The organism is Ensifer sp. LC11, assembly GCF_001695835.1.
Classification (GTDB): Bacteria; Pseudomonadota; Alphaproteobacteria; order Rhizobiales; family Rhizobiaceae; genus Ensifer.
In genome coordinates, this window is the sequence record NZ_MBSO01000045.1 from 81,305 (window position 1) to 102,961 (window position 21,657).

A 21,657-nucleotide genomic window follows, 5' to 3' on the forward strand; every position below is an offset into this window, starting at 1 on the left:
CCGAGGCGGGACACCATAGCCGTCGTTCCCAGCGGCCATAAGAAAAGCCCGGTCATTTCTGACCGGGCTCTTGTTTTCGTTGGTTCCGATCAGCGCTTGGAGACCGGCACGTAGTCGCGCTGCGGAGCGCCGACATAGAGCTGGCGCGGGCGGCCGATACGCTGTTCCGGATCTTCGATCATCTCGTTCCACTGCGCGATCCAGCCGACGGTCCGCGCGAGCGCGAACAGCACCGTGAACATGGTGGTGGGGAAGCCGAGCGCCTTCAGCGTGATGCCGGAGTAGAAGTCGATGTTCGGATAGAGCTTCTTCTCGATGAAGTACTCGTCCGTCAGCGCGATACGCTCGAGTTCCATGGCGACTTCAAGCAGCGGATCGTCCTTGTGGCCGAGTTCCGCGAGCACTTCATGCGTGGTCTTCTGCATGATCTTGGCGCGCGGGTCGTAGTTCTTGTAGACGCGGTGACCGAAGCCCATCAGGCGGAACGGATCGTTCTTGTCCTTGGCGCGGGCAATGAACTCCGGAATGCGGTCAGCCGTACCGATTTCGGCGAGCATGTTGAGCGCCGCTTCGTTGGCGCCGCCGTGAGCCGGACCCCAGAGGCAGGCGATACCAGCCGCAATGCAGGCGAACGGGTTTGCGCCCGACGAACCAGCAAGGCGAACCGTCGAGGTCGAGGCGTTCTGCTCGTGGTCCGCATGCAGGATGAAGATGCGGTCCATGGCGCGCGACAGCACCGGGTTGACGACGTACTCTTCGCACGGAACGGCAAAGCACATGCGCAGGAAGTTCGAGGCGTAGTCGAGATCGTTCTTCGGGTAAACGAAGGGCTGGCCAATGTGGTACTTGTAGGCCATCGCTGCGATCGTCGGCATCTTGGCGATCATGCGCAACGAAGCGACCATGCGCTGGTGCGGATCGGTGATGTCGGTCGAGTCGTGATAGAACGCCGAAAGCGCGCCGACGCAGCCGCACATGACCGCCATCGGGTGTGCGTCGCGGCGGAAGCCGGTGAAGAAGCGCGACATCTGCTCATGCACCATGGTGTGATGCGTGACGCGGTAATCGAAGTCGGCCTTCTGTGCCTTGGTCGGAAGTTCGCCGTAGAGCAGCAGGTAGCAGACTTCCAGGAAGTCGCCATGTTCGGCGAGCTGCTCGATCGGGTAGCCGCGGTGTAGCAGCACGCCTTCGTCGCCGTCGATATAGGTGATCTTGGATTCGCACGACGCCGTGGACGTGAAGCCCGGGTCGTAGGTGAACATTTTCGTCTGCTTGTAGAGCGAGCCGATGTCGACAACGTCAGGGCCGATGGACCCCGATCGCACCGGAAGATCCGCCGACTTTCCATCGAGTGTTACAACCGCGGTTTTATCAGTCATCGGACCCTCCGTCTTATGGCAACGTGGCACAGAGACGTGCCACGAAAATGAACGTTGCGAATTTGCTATATGATTTATTTTCGACTGCCAAGCTGTACGAAAGGCAAATTGTGCGATGCGAAAATGTGCATACGGCGACGCAACAATGGCATGTTACGGCAATAAGTCCAAACAGATCAATAAGCTCGTCGAGCGATGATGCGGTACCATTCTATATAGGTTTGCCGCTTTTTTCGGCAGATAGCGTTCCGGTTGCGGTTGCGTAAGGTTGGTTGCATGATCGATCGCAGATTTGCTGAGTAAAAATGCGGGTGCAATGAGCGAGACCGAAATGGGGCAGGCGTCTCACGGCGTGGAACGCGGCAGCTTCATGCCGGGTGGTTCCGTTGCTGTCGATGCGACGACCGCCTTGCCTGCAAACGCATCGCGCCCCGCGTTTGCAGCGCGGTTGCGACGCGCAACGCGAGGCCTGGCAATCCGCCGACGGCTGCCGGTGCTCATGGTTTCGCTCCGCGCAGCAGTCGAGGAGGAGCGGGCATTCGGCCACGGTTTCGTGCTTGTGCCGGTGCTTCTGACCTTCGGTGTGCTCGCGTGGCTGGCCCTGCCGTTTGATGCCGGAATCACCAAACTTGCACTGCTGCTTTGCATTTTTGGAATGGCAGCGGTGGCGTGCAGGGGAAAGCTCGCTCTTCTGAGGGCGCCGCTGATCGCGATGACGCTGCTTACAGCCGGCATGCTGCTGATGGCGATCGAGACGGCGCGGGTCGATACGATCGTGCTTGATGCGCCGGTGACGACAAATGTGCGCGGCGCGGTGCTTTCCCGCGAACAGGACGATCGTGGCCGATGGCGCTACGGGATTGAAGTCCAGCAAACGAGCAGGCCGCACCTGCGTCGCCAGCCGTTGAAGGTAACGCTGGTGACGCGGGGTTCCGGGGACCCGTTCCCCGTCGGTGCGCTGATCGAGGGCAGGGCGCGGCTGTCTCCGCCCTCCGGACCGGCGCTGCCCGGCCTTAACGATTTTGCCTTCGACAGCTATTTCAAAGGCATCGGCGCCGTCGGATTCTTCTATGGCGCGCCCAAGCGATATGAAGACGCCGCGACTGAGGGGCGCGGTGCCACGACTTCAATCCGCTCCGCGGTCGCAGCCAAGATAGCTGCCATGCGTGAGACCGTCGGCGAGAGGATCCGCGCGGCGATCGGCGGCGATACGGGTGCGCTTGCCGCCGCGCTGGTGACCGCCGAGGAGCGGGCAATCAGCCGGGAAACGGTCGAGGTGTTGCGGCAGGCTGGGCTTGCGCATGTGCTGGCGATCTCCGGCCTCAACATGGCGCTTGCCGCCGGTACCTTCCTCATCGGCGCCCGCACGATGCTCAGCATGATTCCGGGCCTCGCCCCCCGTTTGCCGATCAAGAAGATCGCCGCGGCCGGCGCGCTGCTGATGGTCTGCCTCTATATTCTTATCTCCGGTGGCGCGGTATCGGCGCTGCGCGCCTGGATCATGATTTCCATCATGCTCGTGGCGGTGTTCTTCGACCGCATGTCGATCAGCCTACGCAACGTAGCGCTCGCAGCTCTCGTCATTGTGGCCTTCACGCCGTCGGCTGTGGCGGGGCCGGGATTCCAGATGTCATTCGCCGCGACTTTGGCGCTCGTTGCCGGCTATGCGCGCTGGCGCGAACGGCGTGCGGGCGACACTGACGTCGGAGGAGGGCGTACGAAAGGGCGCCTCGTTGCCGGCGTGGCAATGGGGGTATTCGTCACCTCACTCATCGGCGGCCTGGCGACGGCTGTCTATTCGATCGCCTATTTTCACAGGTTGCCGGCCTATGGCCTGCTCGCCAACATTCTCACCATGCCGCTGATCAGCGTTGTGGTCATGCCGTTCGGCTTGTTCGCCATGCTCTTGATGCCATTCGGGCTCGAGCATTATCCCTTGGTCGCGATGGCGTGGGGCCTGGACCGGATGCTCGACGTTGCTCGCTTCGTAACGTCGTTCGACGGAGAGGTTGTGACCGGCCGTATTGGGCACCTCGGCTTTGTGCTGATCGCCGCTGGCGGCGTCCTTCTTTGCGTGTTGCGCACCTGGCTTGCATTGTCGGGCGCAGTGCTGGTCGTGGCCGGACTTGTCAGCCTGGCGTTTGGGGATGGTCGCCAGCCGGATATCGTGATCGCTGAGGATGGCCGGCTCGTCGGGGTGGTTACGAACGGGACAATAGCAACGAACCGGTCGCGTCCGTCGGACTTCGTGTTTTCGCAATGGCAACGGGCTCTCGCGGCGAAAAAGCACCTGCCGCCGGTGATGTTGACCTCCGCAAATCCAGGCCTTTATCCGGCTGGGGACGTGCCAGTGAAGAGCATGCCGCCGCTCGATCGGGAACAGGCGGCTGCCGTTCGGGCGGAGTTGTCGACGGCGATCGAGGAAAATGCGGTGGGCGCCTTCGCTTGCCGGGAAAAGCAATGGTGCGCGGCGCGCACCGGCATTGGCTGGACCATCATCACGCTAGAGAACCCTCGTCTCTTTCAGGCCCTGTGCGACCAGGCAGACCTGGTTGTGATTGCCGCTCGGGTCGACATCGATTTGTGCCCGGCCAACCGCGCCCGCATCATCGATGCGCAGACGCTTCGCCGCACCGGTGCAGTTGAAATTCGGGCGCAACCGATGGAAGCGCAAGGCCCGCCCGCCATGCAGTTTCGTCCGGCGTTCACCGCGCTTGACCGCCCGTGGGAACGTCATCGCGCCTATGATTGGCGCAGCGGCGCTTTCATCGCCGATCCGCCAGCTTTTTGAGGCGGCGCCGGTCCGTTGCCCCGACAATGGAAGGTTGCGAAATTATTCTTGATTGATAAACTCCACAAATCCTTGTCATTCCGTTTCCCTTTGCGTAAAGAGCCGAAAAGCGTGCGAGGGAAGTGGCAGACGATGGCGACCCTTCGCTCTGAAATGACGAAACGGACCAGTACGTGAGGAACAAGATGCCGAAACGAGCCCGATCGACGATCAACTTGCTGGCAGGCGCGATTTTGGTCCTGTCATCGGCGGCATCGCCCACTGCAGCGCTCGCTCAGGCGACGACGCCCGTCGCTGGCGGCGCGCAGAGCAGCCAAGCACAGCCGTCGACACCGGTGGTCCAGGGGCAGGGCGTGGCAAGCAATGTGCCGGCGATCGAGCCAACGGCGCGGGTACAGCCGACGCCGCAGCCCGCTCCGGCCGAAGGTGCCCCAGTTGCGGTTGAAAGCGCCCCGGCCACGGGTGAAGGCGCTCCTGTGATGACTGAAATGGCACCGGCAACGGCCGATAACGCAACGGCCGCGGCCGAGGGTGCCGCCAACCCGGTGCTGCCACACGATCTCTCGCCGATCGGCATGTTCATGGCCGCCGACCTGGTGGTGAAGAGCGTGATGGTCGGCCTTGCGCTCGCCTCCGTCGCCACCTGGGCGATCTTCCTGGTTAAGTTTCTGGAGCTCGTGGGCGCGAAGGCGCGCCTCACGCGTGCGGTCCGCCTTCTTTCGGCGGCCAATGGCCTGGCAGATGTCAAGCCGGCCTTCGACGGGAAGTCGGGCCCGGCTTCCGAAATGGTGGCCGCGGCGATCGACGAAATGGCACGCTCGGAAGCGGTCATCGACCATGCCCCCGCAGGCGGCCTGAAGGAGCGCGTTTCATCGCTTCTGACCCGCATCGAGGTTCGCGCCGGCAAGCGCATGACGAGCGGCACCGGCATTCTCGCCTCGATTGGTTCGGTCGGCCCGTTCGTCGGCCTGTTCGGTACGGTTTGGGGGATCATGAATTCCTTCATCGGTATCAGCAAGGCGCAGACGACGAACCTGGCGATCGTGGCGCCCGGTATCGCCGAGGCGCTGCTGGCGACGGCCATCGGTCTCGTTGCGGCGATCCCAGCTGTAGTGATCTACAACTACTTCGCCCGCGCTGTCGGTGGCTACAAGGTGATCCTCGCTGATGCGGCAGCAGCCGTGGAGCGGCTCGTTAGCCGTGACCTCGACCACCGCCTGGTGCGCAAGGCGCAGCCTCGCCGTCAGGATGGCTTCGGTCATGCGGAGACAACCATCGCAAGGATCGGGTGACCCATGGCCGGAAGAGTAAGCGACGGCGGCGGTGATCTGGACGAAAACAGCGAGATCAACGTCACGCCCTTCATCGATGTCATGCTGGTGCTCCTGATCATCTTCATGGTCGCCGCACCGCTTGCAACCGTGGACATGAAGGTCGACCTGCCACAATCGGCCGCCAAGCCCGCGCCGCGTGACGACAAGCCCGTCTTCGTCACGTTGAAGGCCGATCTGGCGCTTGCGATCGGCAATGAGGAAACGGCGCGGGAGAGCTTTGCTGACGAATTGAAGCGCCTGACAGAAGGCAACACCGAAACGCGTGTTCTGCTGCGGGCGGACAAGGCCGTCGATTACGGTGAGCTGATGACGGTGATGAACCTCATTCAGAACGCCGGCTACACCAAGATCGCCCTTGTCGGGCTGGAAGGTGCGCCGGGCCGCTGACACGGTCCCCGCAGTCGCGCCGATGCCCGCGTGACTGTTCTGCCGTAACGCAATTCCCTCCCGTTTTTCCAGCGCAATTTGCCGCTGTCGCTTGAAACCAGCGGGGCGCCGATTTATGAGCTTACCTCAAAGGCTTTCCGATGAGAGCCAGAAGACGATCGTGCGCGCTTGTCCGTGAGGCCGGCGCCGCGCCTATCCGGACACGAGGGCACTACCATGAATTTCGAAGCAGCGCGCACCAAGATGGTGGACAATCAGATCCGGACGACGGATGTCACGTCCCATTCGATCCTGTCTGCATTCCTCACCGTGCCGCGCGAAGAATTTGTGCCCGCCAAGATGCGGGAACTCGCCTATATCGATACCGACATCGCGCTCGACGCCGCCAATGGCGGAGTGCCGCGTTTCGTGATGGAGCCGTCGCCGCTCGCCAAGCTTCTCCAGCTTGCCGAAATCACCAAGTCCGATGTGGTGCTGGAGATTGGTTGCGGCACGGGCTACGCATCCGCGTTGCTGTCGCAGGTCGCCGGTTCGGTTGTTGCCCTCGAAAGTGATCAGGGGCTTGCAGCCACTGCAACAGAGACACTGGCCCGTCTCGGCTACGACAATATCGCCGTTGTCACCGGGGAACTCGAAAAGGGCTATGCCGCCGAGGCGCCCTACGACGTCATCTTCATTCACGGTGCCGTGGAGGTCCTGCCGGTCGGTTTGTTCGAGCAATTGCGTAACGGCGGCAGGCTTGTCGTCGTTGAAGGATTTGGCAACGCTTCTCGCGCTAAACTCTATGTGCACGAGCACGGAAAGACGTCCGAGCGGCCCGATTTCAATACCGCAGTCAAGCCACTTCCTGGCTTTCGACGTGGCCAGGAATTTGTTTTTTGAGGTTCCACTTATTGAGGGATCTCAACAATTGAATGCGCAGCTAAAATAACAATGTTGCCAATTCGCAACGGGGTACTTGTTTCTTTTTGAAATGGCTGCGCAGAGTATGGGTGCCCAGTTGTCGGAATCCTGATTCCGGGTTTCAAAGAGTGCAGTGGTAGTGATTTGCTCACCAGTGGGCGGTGTGAGCGCTTCATCGCCGTGTCTAGGCAGCACAGTTTTTCCTTGAAGAACCGTGCTGCGGAAATAGAGGGCAGGCTTTGCCGCCCCGATCGGAGAGAGAAGTAATGGTGTCGATTGTCCGCAAAGCGGCCCTCATGGCCGCCGTTTCGACGAGTTTGCTGCTTGCCCCGCAGGCAGTGCTGGCCGAGACGATATTCGGCGCAATGGCCAAAGCCTACGCAAACAACCCGGACCTGAACGCGGCGCGGGCCGGCCTGCGGGCGACCGATGAGAGTGTTCCGATCGCCAAGTCCGGCTTTCGGCCCCAGGTTGCTGCTTTCGCCTCAGGAACGCTTTCGACCATCGACCGGGAGAAGAGCACCTCCGCCGACTTTCACCAGGGACAGGTCGGCATCACCGTAAACCAGATGGTCTTTGACGGCTTCCAGACGCTGAACAATGTTCGCGCGGCCGAATCGAACGTGTTCGCGACCCGCGAATCGCTGCGCGCCAACGAGATATCGATTCTGCTCTCGGCTGCGACGATCTATTCCAACATTGCGCGTGACCAGCAGCTCGTGTCGATCCGCAAGCAGAACATCGCCTTTCTTCAGGAGCAGGTGAACGCTGCCAAGGCGCGTCTCGACGTTGGTGAAGGCACCCGTACGGACGTCAGCCTTGCCGAGGCGTCGCTTGCCAATGCGCAGTCCCAGCTCATCGTCGCTGTCGCGCAGCTGAAGCAGAGCGAAGCGACCTATGTGCAGATCGTCGGTGACGCGCCGAGGGGTATCAAGCAGGCTTCGCCGGCCTCGAAGAGCCTGCCGCGTACGCTGGATCAGGCCGTAGCGACCGGTCTGCGGGAAAGCCCGATCATTCTCTCGGCGCAGTACTCCGTTGATTCGGCCGGTTACCAGGTCAAGTCGGCGGAAGGCACGATGCTCCCCGGTGTGACGCTGCAGGGCCAGGTCGGCCGCACCACCGGCAATGCAGGCACCGATGGCCTCGATAGCAACAGTTCCAGCATTACGGCGCGCCTTGAGGTGCCGATTTACCAGGGCGGCCGCGAATACGGCCAGATCCGGCAGGCGAAGGAACGCCTCGGCCAGCAGCGCATCCTGGTCGATTCCGCCCGTGCTTCGGTGCAGCAGACCATCGTTTCCGCCTACGCACAGCTCGAGGCAGCGATCGCGCGCATTTCCGCCAACAAGGCGCAGATCTCTGCCGCCAAGCTGGCCCTGGACGGCGTCATCGAAGAGCGCAAGGTCGGCCAGCGCACGACCCTTGACGTTCTTGATTCGCAGCAGGACGTTCTTCAGGCGCAGGAGCTCTTGGCGCTTGCGCAGCGCGATGCGGTCGTCGCCAGTTACTCGCTGCTTGCCGCTTCGGCACGGCTGACGGTGAAGGATCAGGGGCTGCAAGTTGCTGAGTATCGCTCCGAGGAGCACTACGAGGCCGTCAAGGACAAGTGGTTCGGCCTGCGGACCGTCGACGGTCGCTGAAGCGCCCTCCCGGCTCCAGCTGTTCCCTACGAACGCCCCGGTCATCCCGGGGCGTTTTCTATTTTTTCCCCTGAAAACAAATCTGTGCAAGAATCTGAGTGGCTGATTCGTGGCGTATGTTTCGCCCGCGAACTCACTTAAGGTTTGTCGGTAACCGGCGCATGTCCGTTTTTGGCACACATGTCAGCCGCGTCAAACGAGGATGGAAATGGCACAGCTCAATGTCGCGCGTGAACCTTCGATGGATGAAATCCTGGCGTCCATTCGCAAGATCATTGAGAGCAACGAGCCCGGTCAGGCCGGGCTTTCGCCGCAGGAACTTTTCGAGGACGAGGCGACCGACGAAATCGAACTGACCATCGACAGCGAAATCGAGACGATTGCATTCGCCCGGCGGGACGAGCGCGGTGAAGCGCCCAAACCTCAGCCTGCTGTGCCCGCCATCGAGGTTGCGGCCATTCCCTCCGAAGTGAATTCCGCAGCGCAGCCACCGCTGTCGCTCGCCGACGTCGCCGCGCGCGTTCGCGCTGCCTCCGAACGTCATGCAACGGGCTTTCCGGCGCGCGACCCACAGCCTGTTGCGTCGGCAGCGGCGATCCAGGACAGCCCGGTGGTCACCTCCCGTATGGCTGCGGTTTCCGCGCCGAGGCCGCCGGCACTTCAGCCCGTCGCAGCCTCCGAGGTGCACGAGGATCTGGATGTTGCACCAACCTCGCCAGCGCCGGAGATCCGCGACGTTCTTCCGGCTCCGGTAGCATCGGTCGTCGCGGACGTGCCATTGCCCGAGAGGGCGCTTGCCGCGATCGTCTCGCCGGAGGTCGGCCGGAAGGTCGCGCAGTCTTTCGGCGATCTTGCTCACGCGGTGGACCAGGGTACCCGGCGTTCCTTCGATGAAATTGCCGAGGACATGCTTCGGCCGATGCTGCAGGAATGGCTGGACGACAATCTGCCGACGCTTGTCGAGCGGCTCGTTCGCGAGGAAATCGAGCGCGTGGCCCGCGGTCCTCGCCGCTAAAATTCGAAACCTTAATCAAAGAAGCCGCGCGACTGTCGCGGCTTTTTGCGTTCATGTTGACTTGCACCGGCCGTTCCGGTTTACAAGACGCAGACATCACTCTCCTAAATTGGCTCCAAAATGCTTGATAAGACCTACGATTCCGCATCCGTCGACCCGCGTATCGCCAAGAAGTGGGACGAAGAAAACGCGTTTCGTGCAGGGGCGGGTGCCAAGCCCGGCGCCGATAGCTTCTGCATTGTGATCCCGCCACCGAACGTGACCGGCTCGCTGCACATGGGGCATGCGCTCAACAACACGCTTCAGGACGTGCTGGTTCGCTTCGAGCGCATGCGCGGCAAGGACGTGTTGTGGCAGCCGGGCATGGATCATGCCGGCATCGCCACTCAGATGGTCGTCGAGCGCAAGCTGATGGAACAGCAGCAGCATCGCCGGCAGATGGGGCGCGAGGCCTTCATCGAAAAAGTCTGGGAATGGAAGGCCGAATCGGGCGGGTTGATCTTCAATCAGCTGAAGCGGCTCGGCGCCTCCTGCGACTGGTCGCGCGAGCGCTTCACCATGGACGATGGTCTCTCGGACGCGGTTCTGGAGGTCTTTGTTTCGCTCTACAAGGAAGGGTTGATCTACAAGGACAAGCGCCTGGTCAACTGGGATCCGAAGCTTCTGACCGCGATCTCCGACCTTGAGGTCGAGCAGCACGAGATCAACGGCAATCTCTGGTACCTGCGCTACCCGCTTGAGCCGGGTGTCACCTATGAACACCCCGTTGCCTTCGACGAGCAAGGCAAGGCGACCGAATGGGAGAGGCGCGACTATCTGGTCGTTGCCACCACGCGCCCCGAAACGATGCTCGGAGACAGCGGCATCGCCGTTAATCCGGAGGACGAGCGCTACAAGCCGCTGATCGGTAAGCACGTCATCCTGCCGATCGTCGGCCGCCGCATCCCCGTTGTCGGGGACAGCTATGCCGATCCGACCGCCGGCACCGGCGCGGTGAAGATCACGCCTGCGCATGATTTCAACGACTTCGATGTCGGCAAGCGCGCGGGCCTGCGCGCCATCAACGTCCTGACGATCGATGGACGCATCACCCTCAAGGACAACGAGGACTTCCTCGAAGGGCTCGCAGATCCGGCCGCCTTGCACGGCGCGTGGGACGAACTGGAAAACAAGGATCGCTTCGAGGCCCGCAAGATTATCGTCCGGATCTTTGAAGAGGCCGGTCTGCTCGACAAGATCGAGCCGCACAAGCACATGGTTCCGCATGGCGATCGTGGTGGCGTGCCGATCGAGCCGCGTCTGACGGAACAATGGTACGTTGATGCCAAGACGCTTGCGAAGCCAGCAATCGCGGCCGTCAAGGAAGGGCGGACCAACTTCGTTCCGAAAAACTGGGAAAAGACCTATTTCGAATGGATGGAAAACATCCAGCCCTGGTGCGTCTCCCGTCAGCTCTGGTGGGGGCATCAGATCCCGGCCTGGTACGGCCCGGATGGCCAGGTCTTTGTCGAAAAGACCGAGGAAGAGGCGCTGCACGCGGCGATCCAGCACTATCTCGCGCATGAAGGCCCGATGAAGGCCTATGTCGAGGATCTGCTCGAAAACTTCAAGCCCGGCGAAATCCTGACCCGTGACGAGGACGTGCTCGACACCTGGTTCTCCTCGGCGCTCTGGCCGTTCTCCACGCTTGGTTGGCCGAACGAGACGCCGGAACTGGAAAAGTACTACCAGACCGACGTGCTGGTGACCGGTTTCGACATCATCTTCTTCTGGGTCGCCCGCATGATGATGATGGGCCTGCACTTCATGAAGGACGCCGACGGCACGCCCGTCGAGCCCTTCCACACGGTCTACGTTCATGCGCTCGTTCGCGACAAGAACGGCCAGAAGATGTCGAAGTCGAAGGGCAACGTCATCGACCCGCTCGAGCTCATCGACGAATATGGCGCCGACGCGTTGCGCTTTACGCTGGCGATCATGGCGGCCCAGGGCCGCGACGTGAAGCTCGATCCGGCCCGTATCGCCGGCTACCGCAACTTTGGGACCAAGCTGTGGAACGCCACACGATTTGCCCAGATGAATGGCGTCGGCAGCAGTGACGGCTTCATTCCGGAAGCTGCCTCGCTGACCATCAACCGTTGGATCCTGACGGAGCTTTCGCGCACCATCCGCGACGTCACCGAGGCGCTTGAGGCCTATCGGTTCAATGACGCGGCCGGAAGCCTTTACCGCTTTGTCTGGAACCAGTTCTGCGACTGGTATCTCGAGCTGTTGAAGCCGGTCTTCGGCGGTGAGGACGAAGCGGCCAAACGCGAATCGCAGGCTTGCGTCGCTTATGTTCTCGATGAGATCTACAAGCTGCTGCACCCGTTCATGCCGTTCATGACGGAAGAGCTCTGGGCGCAGACGTCAGGCGAGGGGCAGGAACGCCCGTCGCTGCTCTGCCACGCGGAATGGCCGGCGCCGTCCTACGCCGATGATACGGCCGCCGACGAGATCAACTGGCTGATCGACCTTGTTTCGGGAATCCGCTCGGTTCGCTCGGAAATGAATGTTCCTCCGGCAGCGACCGCACCCCTGATCGTCGTCGGAGCGAACAACCTGACGCGCGAACGCCTGCAGCAGCATGCCCAGGCCATCGGTCGTCTGGCCCGTGTCGAGCACATCGACCATGCCACTGTTGCTCCGCGCGGCAGTGCGCAGATTGTCGTTGGTGAGGCGACGGCCTGCCTTCCGCTTGGCAACCTGATCGACCTGTCTGCCGAAAAGGCACGCCTGGAAAAGGCTATCGCCAAGGTGGAGGCAGAGCGCGAACGCATTCTTGGCAAGCTCGCCAACGAAAAGTTCGTTGCCAATGCGAAACCCGAGCTGGTCGAGGCCGAGCGCGAGCGCCTTGTCGAGCTTGATCTTCAGAAGGACTCGCTCGGCGTCGCTCTTACGCGTGTGGCGGAAGCCGGTTGAAAGCGGCAATTCGGCGCGAATTGAACGTTCGCGCCGAAGGAACGCTTGGCGACAAATGATTGTAGCCCGCGGCAGAAATGCCGTGGGTCTTGTATTTTAGTAATACTATATAGGCTTTTGCATCCGAGTTTCCCCATCGATTCGTTCAGTTGAACCTCTCGTCCGTTCTGAATTCCTCTGTAGGCATCCTGTCGAGTTTCAACGGCGGTTTTCGCTGATCTATCGCAAAAACCGATATTGTTGTCTTGGCGACACAGCTTTCCATTAGATTGGAACATTGTCCTAAATTCATGGGTTTTATCCTGTCTGGTTGGGAAATTAATTTCGAAATTCCGCGAATGTGTCTAAATCATGAGAATCTTACGTAAATTCTGTGGCGGATTCGTCGGTTGGACCCCAAGATCTGGCGTTTGCGATTTCACGCGTTCGTGAGAATACTCCCAGCACAGGCGGCATGAGGTGGAATGTCGCAGTTTGCAGTGCAGGGGAGGAGCTGGATGGCTCATATGAATTTGAAGCGGGGCGTCCTGGCAGTGGCGGCTGGTTTGCTGTTTGCGTCTGCCGCGCACGCTGGCGGTCTTGAGCGCGGCGGTTACAATATCGACCTGCTGTTCGACCCGTCGGACTATGCCGCAGAAGCATCGGCGACCTACGTCAATCCGCAGCGCGAACTGAACAACGTTCAGGATGCTGCGGGGGGTGGTAACCTGAACGGCCGTCCGAACTCCGGTATCGGCGATACGGAAAGCTATTGGGTGCCGCGTATCGGAGTGAAGGCCGCGCTCGGCAGCAATGTTGACTGCATGGCCGACTACTCTCAGCCTTGGGGGGCGCATACCAAGCCCGGTGTCAATTGGGCGGGTGCCAACGATAACACCGAGACAAAGATCGACAGTGACAACTATGCGGCAACCTGCTCCTACAAGTGGGATATGGGGAAGGGTCAGTTTCGTGTTATTGGCGGTGTCTTCTACCAGGAAGTGAGCGGCTTCAAAGAGCGCCTCGTACAGGAACTGCCCGGCTTTTTGGGCTTGTCGGGCATTGGTCGCCTGGATCTTGAAGGCAACGGATGGGGCTGGCGCGCCGGCGTCGGCTACGAAATTCCGGAATATGCGGTTCGCGCAAGCCTTGTGTACAACAGTGCTGTCGACCTTGGAGACGTAACCGGTACGCTAGATTTGCGGCAGCTCCCGCTCGGGCTTGGCGGCAACCCTTTGGCTGGCAGGGTTACGGATGTTTACGGCACCGCCGATATGCCGGACTCGCTGGAGCTGAAAATTCAAACCGGCGTCGCGCCAGGATGGGTTGTTTTCGGGTCGGTCAAATGGACGGACTGGAGCCAGCTTCAGATTTTGCCATTCTGCCCCACCTCGACCCGTGGCATTATGGCGTGCCGCGCAGGCAGCCCCGTAGAGGCAACGACGTTGGACCTTCTTTATCGTGATGGTTGGACGATCTCCGGTGGTGTCGGACATAAGTTCAATGAAAAGTGGAGCGGTGCGGCAAGTTTGACCTGGGACCGCGGCACTAGCACCGGTCTCGGCACGCAGACGGACACTTGGACCCTGGGTGCTGGCGTTTCCTACGCAGCCACAGAGAACATCGAGTGGCGCGTGGCCGGCGCGGTTGGCATCCTGACAGGCGGGCATTCCGGCACCGTCTTCAAGGATGGTCTCCCTTACGGCAACCGGGCGTCCTATGATTTCGATGACGACTTCGTCGGCGCCATCTCCACGTCGCTTAAGGTCAAGTTCTGATCCTTCGTCTATCTGATTGCTCAAGGCCCGGTTTCGACCGGGCCTTTCTTTTGATGTGGAGGCGTTTAACCAAGCGGCCGTAGCGCCCCGCAATGTGACGATTCAGCAACACTTTTGATGCTAGAGTTTGCTAGGATCAGACTCGTCCCGGCTATGTCCATTTCCCGCCACAAACAGGGAGCAGCGATAGTAGGGACAAACGAGCAAAGTAAGCGTTTGGAGTGAAATGCAGCTTGGACCGTCGACCGTTACTTCAGATGTGACCTTTGGCACCTTGGCGCAAGTGGTTGGCTGAATTGATCGTTCTGGAAGCCGTGTCGAAGTTTTATTGGGTGAAGGTTGCGCCGACATTGTCGGCGGAGTTGTTGATGTTTTGGATGGCGGCGGGCCGTCCGGGCGTTTGTGTTTGCAGCGGTGATGAGTTCGGCGTGGCCGGCTGGAACGGAAGAAATAGACTGTGATGCTTGCGGGTGAACTGAAGTCACTGAAGTGTGCGATACTCGGCGTGTCGCTGGCGGTCTGCGGGACCATCGCCATGCCGGTATATGCGTTTGATCCCGGTGCGGGCGTCACCAAGGAATCCGGTCCCTTCGCCCTCTTCAAGTTCGGTTTTTCCGCCTACAAGAACGGCCGCAAGGACGAGGCCGTCGAAGCCTACAAATACGCCGCCGAGAAGGGCCACACCGGTTCCCGTTGGGCTCTGGCCAATATGTACGCCTATGGCGACGGCGTCGCCGAGAATGACCTGGAAGCGTTCAAAATCTACAGCGAGATCGCCCAGCAGGGTGTGGAGCCGGGTTCCGAGGACACCGGCTATTTCGTCAACGCGCTGATTTCGTTGGCTGGCTACTATCGCCGTGGCATTCCCGATAGCCCGATCAAGTCAGACATGGCCCAGGCGCGGCAACTCTATTTCCAGGCGGCTTCGACCTTCGGGGTCTCTGAGGCCCAGTTTCAGTTGGCGCGCATGCTGCTGTCGGGTGAGGGCGGTAGCGTTAATGTGCAGCAGGCCAAGAAGTGGCTCAACCGGGCGCGCAAGAGCGGCCATGCCGGCGCCATGGGTGTCTTTGGCAACGTTATCTTCCAGGAGGGGCAGACCGTGCGCGGTCTCGCCTATATGACCGCAGCCCTTGACCAGTGTTCGCCAAAGGATCGGCCGTGGCTGCAGTCGATGCAGGAGCAGGCCTTCTCCATCGCGACCGAGGACGATCGGCGCACGGCGATCTCGCTGTCGCAGAACCTGCACATGCAAGGCGACGACGACTAGGCGCGTCTCGGCGCAATCCCGGACCGCCATTGGCTCGGGGCAAAATCGAGACAATCGAAATGGACGCGTCGCGTGCCAAGCCCGGGCCTAAGCCGGTGCGAACTGAAATGTCCCAAGGACGGGGACGTGATCCGAGGGCTTTTCCCAGGCACGAACATGTTTGTCGATCGAGGTCGATACCAGGCGGTCGGCGGCCTCCGGTGACAGCATCAAATGGTCGATGCGAATGCCGAAATTCTTGGGCCAGCAGCCGGCCTGATAATCCCAGAACGTATAGAGCGGCACCGCATCGGTTGTCGCGCGCACCGCGTCGGTGAAGCCGAGATTGCGCAGACGGCGGAAGGCGGCCCGCGTCTCCGGCAGGAAGAGGGCGTCATTCTGCCAGACCTTGATGTCCCAGCAGTCGTGTTCTTCCGGGATCACGTTGTAGTCGCCTGCAAGGATGAACGGTTCTTCGAGCAGCAGGCGCTGCTCCGCATAGGCAGCAAGCCGGCGCATCCAGGCAAGCTTGTAGGGGTATTTTTCGCTGTCGACCGGATTGCCGTTCGGCAGGTAGAGCGAGCAAACGCGGATCACACCACCTTCGACGGAAAAGACACCTTCGATAAACCGTGATTGCTCATCCGAATCGTCCCCGGGCAAGCCCCGGTTGACTTCGTCCGGACGCAATTTGGACAGCAGTGCGACGCCATTGAAGCCTTTCTGACCGTGAGTCTCGACGTGATAGCCAAGCGCCTCGATCTCGAGACGTGGAAAGCCTTCGTCCACCGATTTGATCTCCTGGAGGCAGACGATGTCCGGGCTGGATTCCTTCAGCCATGCCAGCAGGCTGTCGATTCGCGCCTTGACGCCATTGATGTTCCAGGTGGCAATCTTCATGGCTCGAAAAGCCCTTCCATATCGGTGAGTCCGTGCGTGGGATCTTTTCTAGCCGCTCCGGATTCTTTTGACAAATCCGATACCTGCGGGTGTCTGGCGTGCCAGGCGACGGGCATCGGCGGCGGTGTGTCACGAAGGGTCGGTCTAAACGGTATATGGTGTGGGGCATCGAATTGATTCCGCCCTGCGGCCGGCTATAGTCCCGCCCATGATCGATCTCGTGCAGAACTATTGGCCGCATATTCTGGCGCTCTTGTCTTTCGCGCTCGGCATCCCTGCGGCCATCCATGCAGCGATGACAAAGGACGATGTTCGCGCCGCCGCCGGTTGGGTCGGCGTCGTCCTGCTGTCGCCGGTCGTCGGGGCGTTGATCTACGCCGTTGCTGGCATCAATCGCATCCGGCGGTCCTCGATCGGATCACAGCGCGCCCTGCTGCGCGGGCAGGGACCCGATCAGTTCGGTCGCTTCGACGTTTCTGACACGACCATCGGTGGGCGCTTCGGTGAACGCTTTGCGGCAATGAAGATTCTCGGGGATCGTGTTTCCCGGCATCGCATGTGCACGGGAAACCAGATCTCGATCCTTTCCGGAGGCGATGCGGCTTACGCTGCCATGTTGCAAGCGATTGCCGCGGCGCGACGTTCGATCCTTCTGGAAAGCTACATCTTCGATCGTGACGTTGTCGGCCTGCGCTTCGCCGATGCGCTGATCGCGGCGGTGGCTCGCGGCGTTGAGGTGCGCGTGCTCATTGATGCGGTTGGTGCCCGCTACTCAGTGCCGAGCATTGTCGGTCACTTGGAAGCGGCTGGCGTTCCCACCGCCGTCTTCAACGGCAACATTATCATGGGCTTGCGGCTGCCCTATGCCAATCTGCGCACCCACCGCAAGCTTCTCGTGATCGACGGCCAGGTCGCCTTCGCCGGCGGAATGAACATCCGCGCCGGCTTTACCAGCGAGATCGCCGAACAGACCCCGGCGCAGGATACGCATTTTCGCATGGTTGGTCCCGTGGTGGCCGATATTTTCCAGGTCTCCGCCGAGGATTGGCAGTTTTCAAGCGGTGAAGTCCTGACAGGAGCCGCATGGCGGATCGAAGAGGCGCCCCTCGTGGCCGGTGAATCCTCGTTGCTGATGCGCGCCGTGCCATCCGGGCCGGATGCCACCAATGAGACCAATCACAGGATGCTGATGGGTGCGTTTTCGGTCGCGCGGAAGAACATCCGCGTGATGTCGCCTTACTTCCTGCCGGACCGCGAATTGATCAGCGCGCTCGTCACCGCTGCCCGCAGAGGGGTGGAAGTCGATATCATCGTTCCCGCCGTCAACAATCTGCTTCTGGTCGACCGGGCGATGACCGCGCAGTTCGATCAGGTACTCAAAGGGCATTGCCGCGTCTGGCGCGCAAAGGGCGCCTTCAACCATTCGAAGCTTCTGACGGTCGATGAACGTTGGTCCTATGTCGGATCCACCAATCTCGATCCGCGTTCGCTAAGGCTCAATTTCGAATTCGATCTGGAGGTGCTGGATCACGGTTTCGCCCAGTCGATCAACGGTACGATAGCCGACGTTCTTGCATCTGCCGAACCAGTTACACTCGAAGGATTGCGCAAGATGTCTCTTGCTGACCGTCTGGCCAACCGTCTTCTCTGGCTAGGGTCGCCATATCTTTGACGGTCGCGACGTGGAGATCCGCCGTCAATCCGCCAGGCAAGCGGGTTGGCGTCAGATGGAAAAACTCGTTCCGCATCCGCAGCTTGCAACCGCATTCGGATTCTTGATCTGAAACGACTGGCCAAGCAGGTTGTCGACGAAGTCGATTTCCGAGCCGCCCATATAGACGAGTGACAGGCTGTCGATCAGCACCTTGGCATCGTCTTTCTCCAGCACCAGGTCATCCTCATTGGTACTGTCGACCAGGTCGAACTTGTAGGAAAAACCCGAGCAGCCACCGCCCTCGACGGAAACGCGCATGGCGTTGTTGTGACTGTCGGAGCGCAGGATCGTGGCGATCCGCTTTGCGGCTGCATCCGAGAGGGTCACGGTTTCGTTCGTCATATCTGCCTCCTGCCGGGGTCAAGATCCGGAGAGAATTGTCCTGTGCTGGTGCACTTGCTTGTCACGCTTCGGCGCTTCTTTCAGCACCGGCGGCCAAGCCGTTGCTTCCGCTTGCGGAATCGGTCGATGCTTGCATGACGCGTTTCCGTGGCTTTCACTATAGGTATGAAGGCCTGAATGTCCCGTCAATGGGACGACGATAAGGTGGAAGATGACATTCGACAAAAATGCGCTGGGCTTCGGTTATGGTGAACATGCGCCGTTCGCGTCGAACCCCTGGGCGACGCGCGGCCGACTCTACCCTGAAGCAACGAGCGCCACGCGCTCCGACTTCCAGCGCGATCGCGATCGCATCGTGCACACGACGGCCTTTCGCCGACTGAAGCACAAGACGCAGGTCTTCATTGCCGCCGACGGCGATCACTACCGGACCCGCCTGACGCACACGATCGAGGTGGCGCAGATTGCCCGCGCCCTGGCGCGCGCGCTGAAGCTCGACGAAGACCTGGCAGAAGGTGTCGCCCTCGTGCACGATTTCGGCCACACGCCCTTCGGCCATACGGGCGAGGACGCTTTGCACGAGATGCTGAAGCCCTATGGTGGCTTCGATCACAATGCCCAGTCGCTTCGCATCGTCACCAAGCTCGAACGCCGCTACGCCGAGTTCGACGGGCTTAATCTTACCTGGGAGAGCCTGGAGGGCTTGGTCAAGCACAATGGTCCGCTGCTGACGGCTGACGGGCAGGGCACCCATGGACCGGTGCCGCAGCCGATCCTCGACTATTGTGCTGTTCATGATCTGGAGCTGGCGAGTTTTGCGAGCCTTGAAGCGCAGGTCGCCGCCATCGCCGACGATATCGCCTACAACACGCACGACATCGACGATGGGCTGAGGGCGGGTTATCTTACCTTCGAAATGCTCGAAGACGTGCCGTTTCTGGCCGCGCTGATGCGCGAGGTCCATGATCGCTATCCGGGCCTCGAAAGCAGCCGCTTTACCCACGAGATCATGCGCCGTCAGATCACGGCAATGGTCGAGGACGTGATCGGTGTTGCCCAGGAGCGTATCGCCGCAATCCGCCCGCAGAGCGCAGCGGACGTGCGCCAGGCGGGCACCGTGATCGCGACGTTCTCGGGCGAAATGGGAGAGACTGACAAGCAGATCAAGCGGCTGCTGATGACCCGGATCTATCGCCATCCTGAAGTGATGCGTGTGCGGGAGAATGCCGCCTCGATCGTCAGCGACCTTTATCAGGCTTTCATGGACGATCCGTCGTTGATGCGCGAGCACTATTGGATCGATCAGATCGCCGGCATGGCCGAGCCGGCGCGGGCGCGCCACGTCGGCGACTATCTCGCCGGCATGACCGATACCTTCGCGATCAGCGTGCACAAGCGCTTGTTTGACCATACGCCGGATTTGCGGTAGGGACCCCCCGCCCGGAGGCTTGCGGTTCGGCCGAACCGAGCCTCCTTTTTGAGTTTTGCACCGATCACATGTGATCGGGAAAAGCGGACGGATCAGATGAATCTCTTCACGGACTTCGAATCAAGAATTAAGGATATTCTCGAAACGCTTGAAAGCGTTCGAGAAAAGCGATCCGAACTTGATTTCGGACGTGTCAATGTCGAGCCGCCGCGCGATCCGAGCCACGGTGATGTCGCGACCAATGCCGCCATGGTGCTTGCAAAGCCTCTCGGCATGAACCCGCGCGCGCTTGCCGAACTCATCGTCGACAAGCTCAAGCAGGATCCGGAAGTCGTCGAGGTCTCCGTTGCCGGGCCCGGCTTCATCAATGTCCGGCTGTCGGTTTCCTATTGGCAGAAGCTGCTGACGACGGTGGTGCGTGCCGGTCTCGATTACGGCCGAAGCACCCTCGGTGCCGGCCGCAAGGTCAACGTCGAATACGTTTCCGCCAACCCGACGGGCCCGATGCATGTCGGTCATTGCCGCGGCGCCGTCGTCGGCGATGCGCTCGCCAATCTGCTTGCCTTTTCCGGCTATCAGGTGACGAAGGAATATTACATCAACGACGCAGGGTCGCAGATCGACGTGCTCGCCCGCTCGGCGTTCCTCAGGTATCGCCAGGCGCTCGGTGAGGACGTCGGTGAGATTCCGCCGGGCCTCTATCCGGGTGACTATCTGGTGCCGGTCGGCGAGGCGCTTGCCGATGAATTCGGTACGAGCCTTCGGTTGATGCCCGAAGACAAGTGGATGCCGCTCGTCAAGGACCGGACAATCGACGCGATGATGGCGATGATCCGCGAGGACCTTGCGGCGTTGAACGTCAATCACGACGTTTTCTTCTCCGAACGTACGCTCCACGCCAATGGTGCTGCTGCTATCCGCACGGCGATCAACGACCTGACCTTCAAGGGGCATGTCTACAAGGGCACCCTGCCGCCGCCGAAGGGGCAGTTGCCGGAGGATTGGGAAGATCGCGAGCAGACGCTGTTCCGTTCGACGGAAGTCGGTGACGATATCGACCGGCCGCTGATCAAGTCGGACGGTAGCTACACCTATTTTGCCGCCGACGTTGCCTATTTCAAGGACAAGTTCGACCGCGGCTTCGACGAGATGATCTATGTGCTCGGCGCCGACCACGGCGGCTACGTCAAGCGTCTCGAGGCCTTGGCGCGGGCAGTCTCCGGCGGTTCGTCGAAGCTTACGGTTCTCCTGTGCCAGCTGGTCAAGCTCTTCCGCGATGGCGAGCCGGTGAAGATGTCGAAGCGCTCCGGCGATTTCGTCACGTTGCGCGATGTTGTCGACGAAGTCGGGCGCGACCCGGTTCGCTTCATGATGATCTACCGGAAGAATTCGGAACCGCTCGACTTCGACTTTGCCAAGGTCACAGAACAGTCCAAGGACAATCCGGTCTTCTACGTGCAGTATGCGCACGCGCGCTGCCGTTCGGTGTTCCGCCAGGCCGCGGAGGCCTTCCCGGGCCTGAATGTCGAATCACTCGATCTTGCCGGTGCAATCAACGGTCAGATCGTCGATCCGGCCGAGCTTCAGCTCGTCGCCAAGCTTGCAGAATATCCGCGCGTCGTCGAGGCCGCAGCACTGGCCCAGGAGCCGCATCGCATCGCGTTTTACCTGTATGATCTTGCCGCTGCCTTCCACGGACACTGGAACAAAGGTAAAGAGAATCCGGAATTACGTTTTGTTAACGATAAAAATAGAGAATTAAGTACTGCCAGACTCGGGCTGGTGCATGCTGTCGCTTCGGTATTGAAATCCGGCCTGTCTATTACAGGCACCTCCGCACCGGAGGAAATGCGATAAGT

16 protein-coding genes are annotated in these 21,657 nt (G+C 60.7%); 13 read left to right on the forward strand and 3 right to left on the reverse strand.

Features of this window, described 5'->3' with window-relative positions; genetic code table 11:
- Positions 1-89 precede the first annotated feature (89 nt).
- Positions 90-1,379, reverse strand: coding sequence for a citrate synthase (gene gltA / locus BBX50_RS24400; RefSeq protein WP_034796688.1), 1,290 nt, complete (start codon positions 1,377-1,379; stop codon positions 90-92).
- Positions 1,380-1,878: 499 nt separating this feature from the next.
- Between gltA and BBX50_RS24405 the strand changes: the two genes are divergently transcribed.
- The 10 genes from BBX50_RS24405 to exoR all read left to right on the forward strand — a co-directional run bounded on the left by BBX50_RS24405 (position 1,879) and on the right by exoR (position 15,434).
- A complete protein-coding gene (locus tag BBX50_RS24405) occupies positions 1,879-4,170 on the forward strand; it encodes a ComEC/Rec2 family competence protein (RefSeq protein ID WP_065778022.1) in 2,292 nt (763 codons plus the stop codon).
- Positions 4,171-4,355: 185 nt separating this feature from the next.
- Positions 4,356-5,462: a tonB-system energizer ExbB gene (exbB, locus tag BBX50_RS24410; protein ID WP_083213794.1), complete on the forward strand. Its 1,107-nt coding sequence runs from the start codon at positions 4,356-4,358 to the stop codon at positions 5,460-5,462.
- Between the two features lie 3 nt (positions 5,463-5,465).
- Positions 5,466-5,891, forward strand: coding sequence for a TonB system transport protein ExbD (exbD, locus tag BBX50_RS24415; RefSeq protein WP_065777890.1), 426 nt, complete (start codon positions 5,466-5,468; stop codon positions 5,889-5,891).
- Positions 5,892-6,107: 216 nt separating this feature from the next.
- Positions 6,108-6,773: a protein-L-isoaspartate O-methyltransferase gene (locus tag BBX50_RS24420; RefSeq protein WP_065777891.1), complete on the forward strand. Its 666-nt coding sequence runs from the start codon at positions 6,108-6,110 to the stop codon at positions 6,771-6,773.
- Between the two features lie 287 nt (positions 6,774-7,060).
- Complete coding sequence (locus BBX50_RS24425) at positions 7,061-8,434, forward strand: TolC family outer membrane protein (RefSeq protein WP_065777892.1); 1,374 nt, start codon at positions 7,061-7,063, stop codon at positions 8,432-8,434.
- A 208-nt stretch (positions 8,435-8,642) separates the two neighbouring features.
- Positions 8,643-9,449 carry a PopZ family protein gene (locus BBX50_RS24430; protein ID WP_065777893.1) on the forward strand — a complete coding sequence of 269 codons (807 nt, stop codon included), beginning with the start codon at positions 8,643-8,645 and terminating at the stop codon, positions 9,447-9,449.
- 120 nt (positions 9,450-9,569) lie between these two features.
- A complete protein-coding gene (locus tag BBX50_RS24435; RefSeq protein WP_065777894.1) occupies positions 9,570-12,410 on the forward strand; it encodes a valine--tRNA ligase in 2,841 nt (946 codons plus the stop codon).
- Between the two features lie 497 nt (positions 12,411-12,907).
- Positions 12,908-14,167 (forward strand): OmpP1/FadL family transporter, encoded by a 1,260-nt coding sequence (locus BBX50_RS24440; RefSeq protein ID WP_065777895.1) that lies wholly within the window; start codon positions 12,908-12,910, stop codon positions 14,165-14,167.
- Between the two features lie 287 nt (positions 14,168-14,454).
- Entirely contained in the window at positions 14,455-14,628 is a 174-nt protein-coding gene (locus BBX50_RS30340) for a hypothetical protein (RefSeq protein WP_161490889.1), read from the forward strand.
- Positions 14,628-15,434 carry an exopolysaccharide production regulator ExoR gene (gene exoR, locus BBX50_RS24445; RefSeq protein WP_065777896.1) on the forward strand — a complete coding sequence of 269 codons (807 nt, stop codon included), beginning with the start codon at positions 14,628-14,630 and terminating at the stop codon, positions 15,432-15,434. Before BBX50_RS30340 ends, exoR begins: the two co-directional genes overlap by 1 nt.
- A gap of 87 nt (positions 15,435-15,521) precedes the next feature.
- Here exoR and xth read toward each other — a convergent pair whose 3' ends face one another.
- On the reverse strand, positions 15,522-16,313 hold the full coding sequence (gene xth / locus BBX50_RS24450) for an exodeoxyribonuclease III (protein ID WP_065777897.1): 792 nt from the start codon (positions 16,311-16,313) through the stop codon (positions 15,522-15,524).
- Positions 16,314-16,521: 208 nt separating this feature from the next.
- Here xth and BBX50_RS24455 point away from each other — a divergent pair, with 208 nt between their 5' ends.
- Positions 16,522-17,985 carry a phospholipase D-like domain-containing protein gene (locus BBX50_RS24455; protein WP_065777898.1) on the forward strand — a complete coding sequence of 488 codons (1,464 nt, stop codon included), beginning with the start codon at positions 16,522-16,524 and terminating at the stop codon, positions 17,983-17,985.
- Between the two features lie 51 nt (positions 17,986-18,036).
- On the opposite strand, the gene erpA is transcribed toward BBX50_RS24455, so the two are convergent.
- On the reverse strand, positions 18,037-18,369 hold the full coding sequence (erpA, locus tag BBX50_RS24460; RefSeq protein WP_065777899.1) for an iron-sulfur cluster insertion protein ErpA: 333 nt from the start codon (positions 18,367-18,369) through the stop codon (positions 18,037-18,039).
- Between the two features lie 211 nt (positions 18,370-18,580).
- Here erpA and BBX50_RS24465 point away from each other — a divergent pair, with 211 nt between their 5' ends.
- Both BBX50_RS24465 and argS read left to right on the forward strand, forming a co-directional pair.
- A complete protein-coding gene (locus tag BBX50_RS24465; RefSeq protein ID WP_065777900.1) occupies positions 18,581-19,798 on the forward strand; it encodes a deoxyguanosinetriphosphate triphosphohydrolase in 1,218 nt (405 codons plus the stop codon).
- A 96-nt stretch (positions 19,799-19,894) separates the two neighbouring features.
- Positions 19,895-21,655 (forward strand): arginine--tRNA ligase, encoded by a 1,761-nt coding sequence (gene argS, locus BBX50_RS24470; protein ID WP_065777901.1) that lies wholly within the window; start codon positions 19,895-19,897, stop codon positions 21,653-21,655.
- Positions 21,656-21,657: the final 2 nt, after the last annotated feature.

Coding starts and splice junctions, on each gene's coding strand:
- gltA (WP_034796688.1), bottom strand. CDS start 1,379: ATGACTGATAAAACCGCGGTTGTAACACTCGATGGAAAGTCGGCGGAT.
- BBX50_RS24405 (WP_065778022.1), top strand. CDS start 1,879: ATGGTTTCGCTCCGCGCAGCAGTCGAGGAGGAGCGGGCATTCGGCCAC.
- exbB (WP_083213794.1), top strand. CDS start 4,356: ATGCCGAAACGAGCCCGATCGACGATCAACTTGCTGGCAGGCGCGATT.
- exbD (WP_065777890.1), top strand. CDS start 5,466: ATGGCCGGAAGAGTAAGCGACGGCGGCGGTGATCTGGACGAAAACAGC.
- BBX50_RS24420 (WP_065777891.1), top strand. CDS start 6,108: ATGAATTTCGAAGCAGCGCGCACCAAGATGGTGGACAATCAGATCCGG.
- BBX50_RS24425 (WP_065777892.1), top strand. CDS start 7,061: ATGGTGTCGATTGTCCGCAAAGCGGCCCTCATGGCCGCCGTTTCGACG.
- BBX50_RS24430 (WP_065777893.1), top strand. CDS start 8,643: ATGGCACAGCTCAATGTCGCGCGTGAACCTTCGATGGATGAAATCCTG.
- BBX50_RS24435 (WP_065777894.1), top strand. CDS start 9,570: ATGCTTGATAAGACCTACGATTCCGCATCCGTCGACCCGCGTATCGCC.
- BBX50_RS24440 (WP_065777895.1), top strand. CDS start 12,908: ATGGCTCATATGAATTTGAAGCGGGGCGTCCTGGCAGTGGCGGCTGGT.
- exoR (WP_065777896.1), top strand. CDS start 14,628: ATGCTTGCGGGTGAACTGAAGTCACTGAAGTGTGCGATACTCGGCGTG.
- xth (WP_065777897.1), bottom strand. CDS start 16,313: ATGAAGATTGCCACCTGGAACATCAATGGCGTCAAGGCGCGAATCGAC.
- BBX50_RS24455 (WP_065777898.1), top strand. CDS start 16,522: ATGATCGATCTCGTGCAGAACTATTGGCCGCATATTCTGGCGCTCTTG.
- erpA (WP_065777899.1), bottom strand. CDS start 18,369: ATGACGAACGAAACCGTGACCCTCTCGGATGCAGCCGCAAAGCGGATC.
- BBX50_RS24465 (WP_065777900.1), top strand. CDS start 18,581: ATGACATTCGACAAAAATGCGCTGGGCTTCGGTTATGGTGAACATGCG.
- argS (WP_065777901.1), top strand. CDS start 19,895: ATGAATCTCTTCACGGACTTCGAATCAAGAATTAAGGATATTCTCGAA.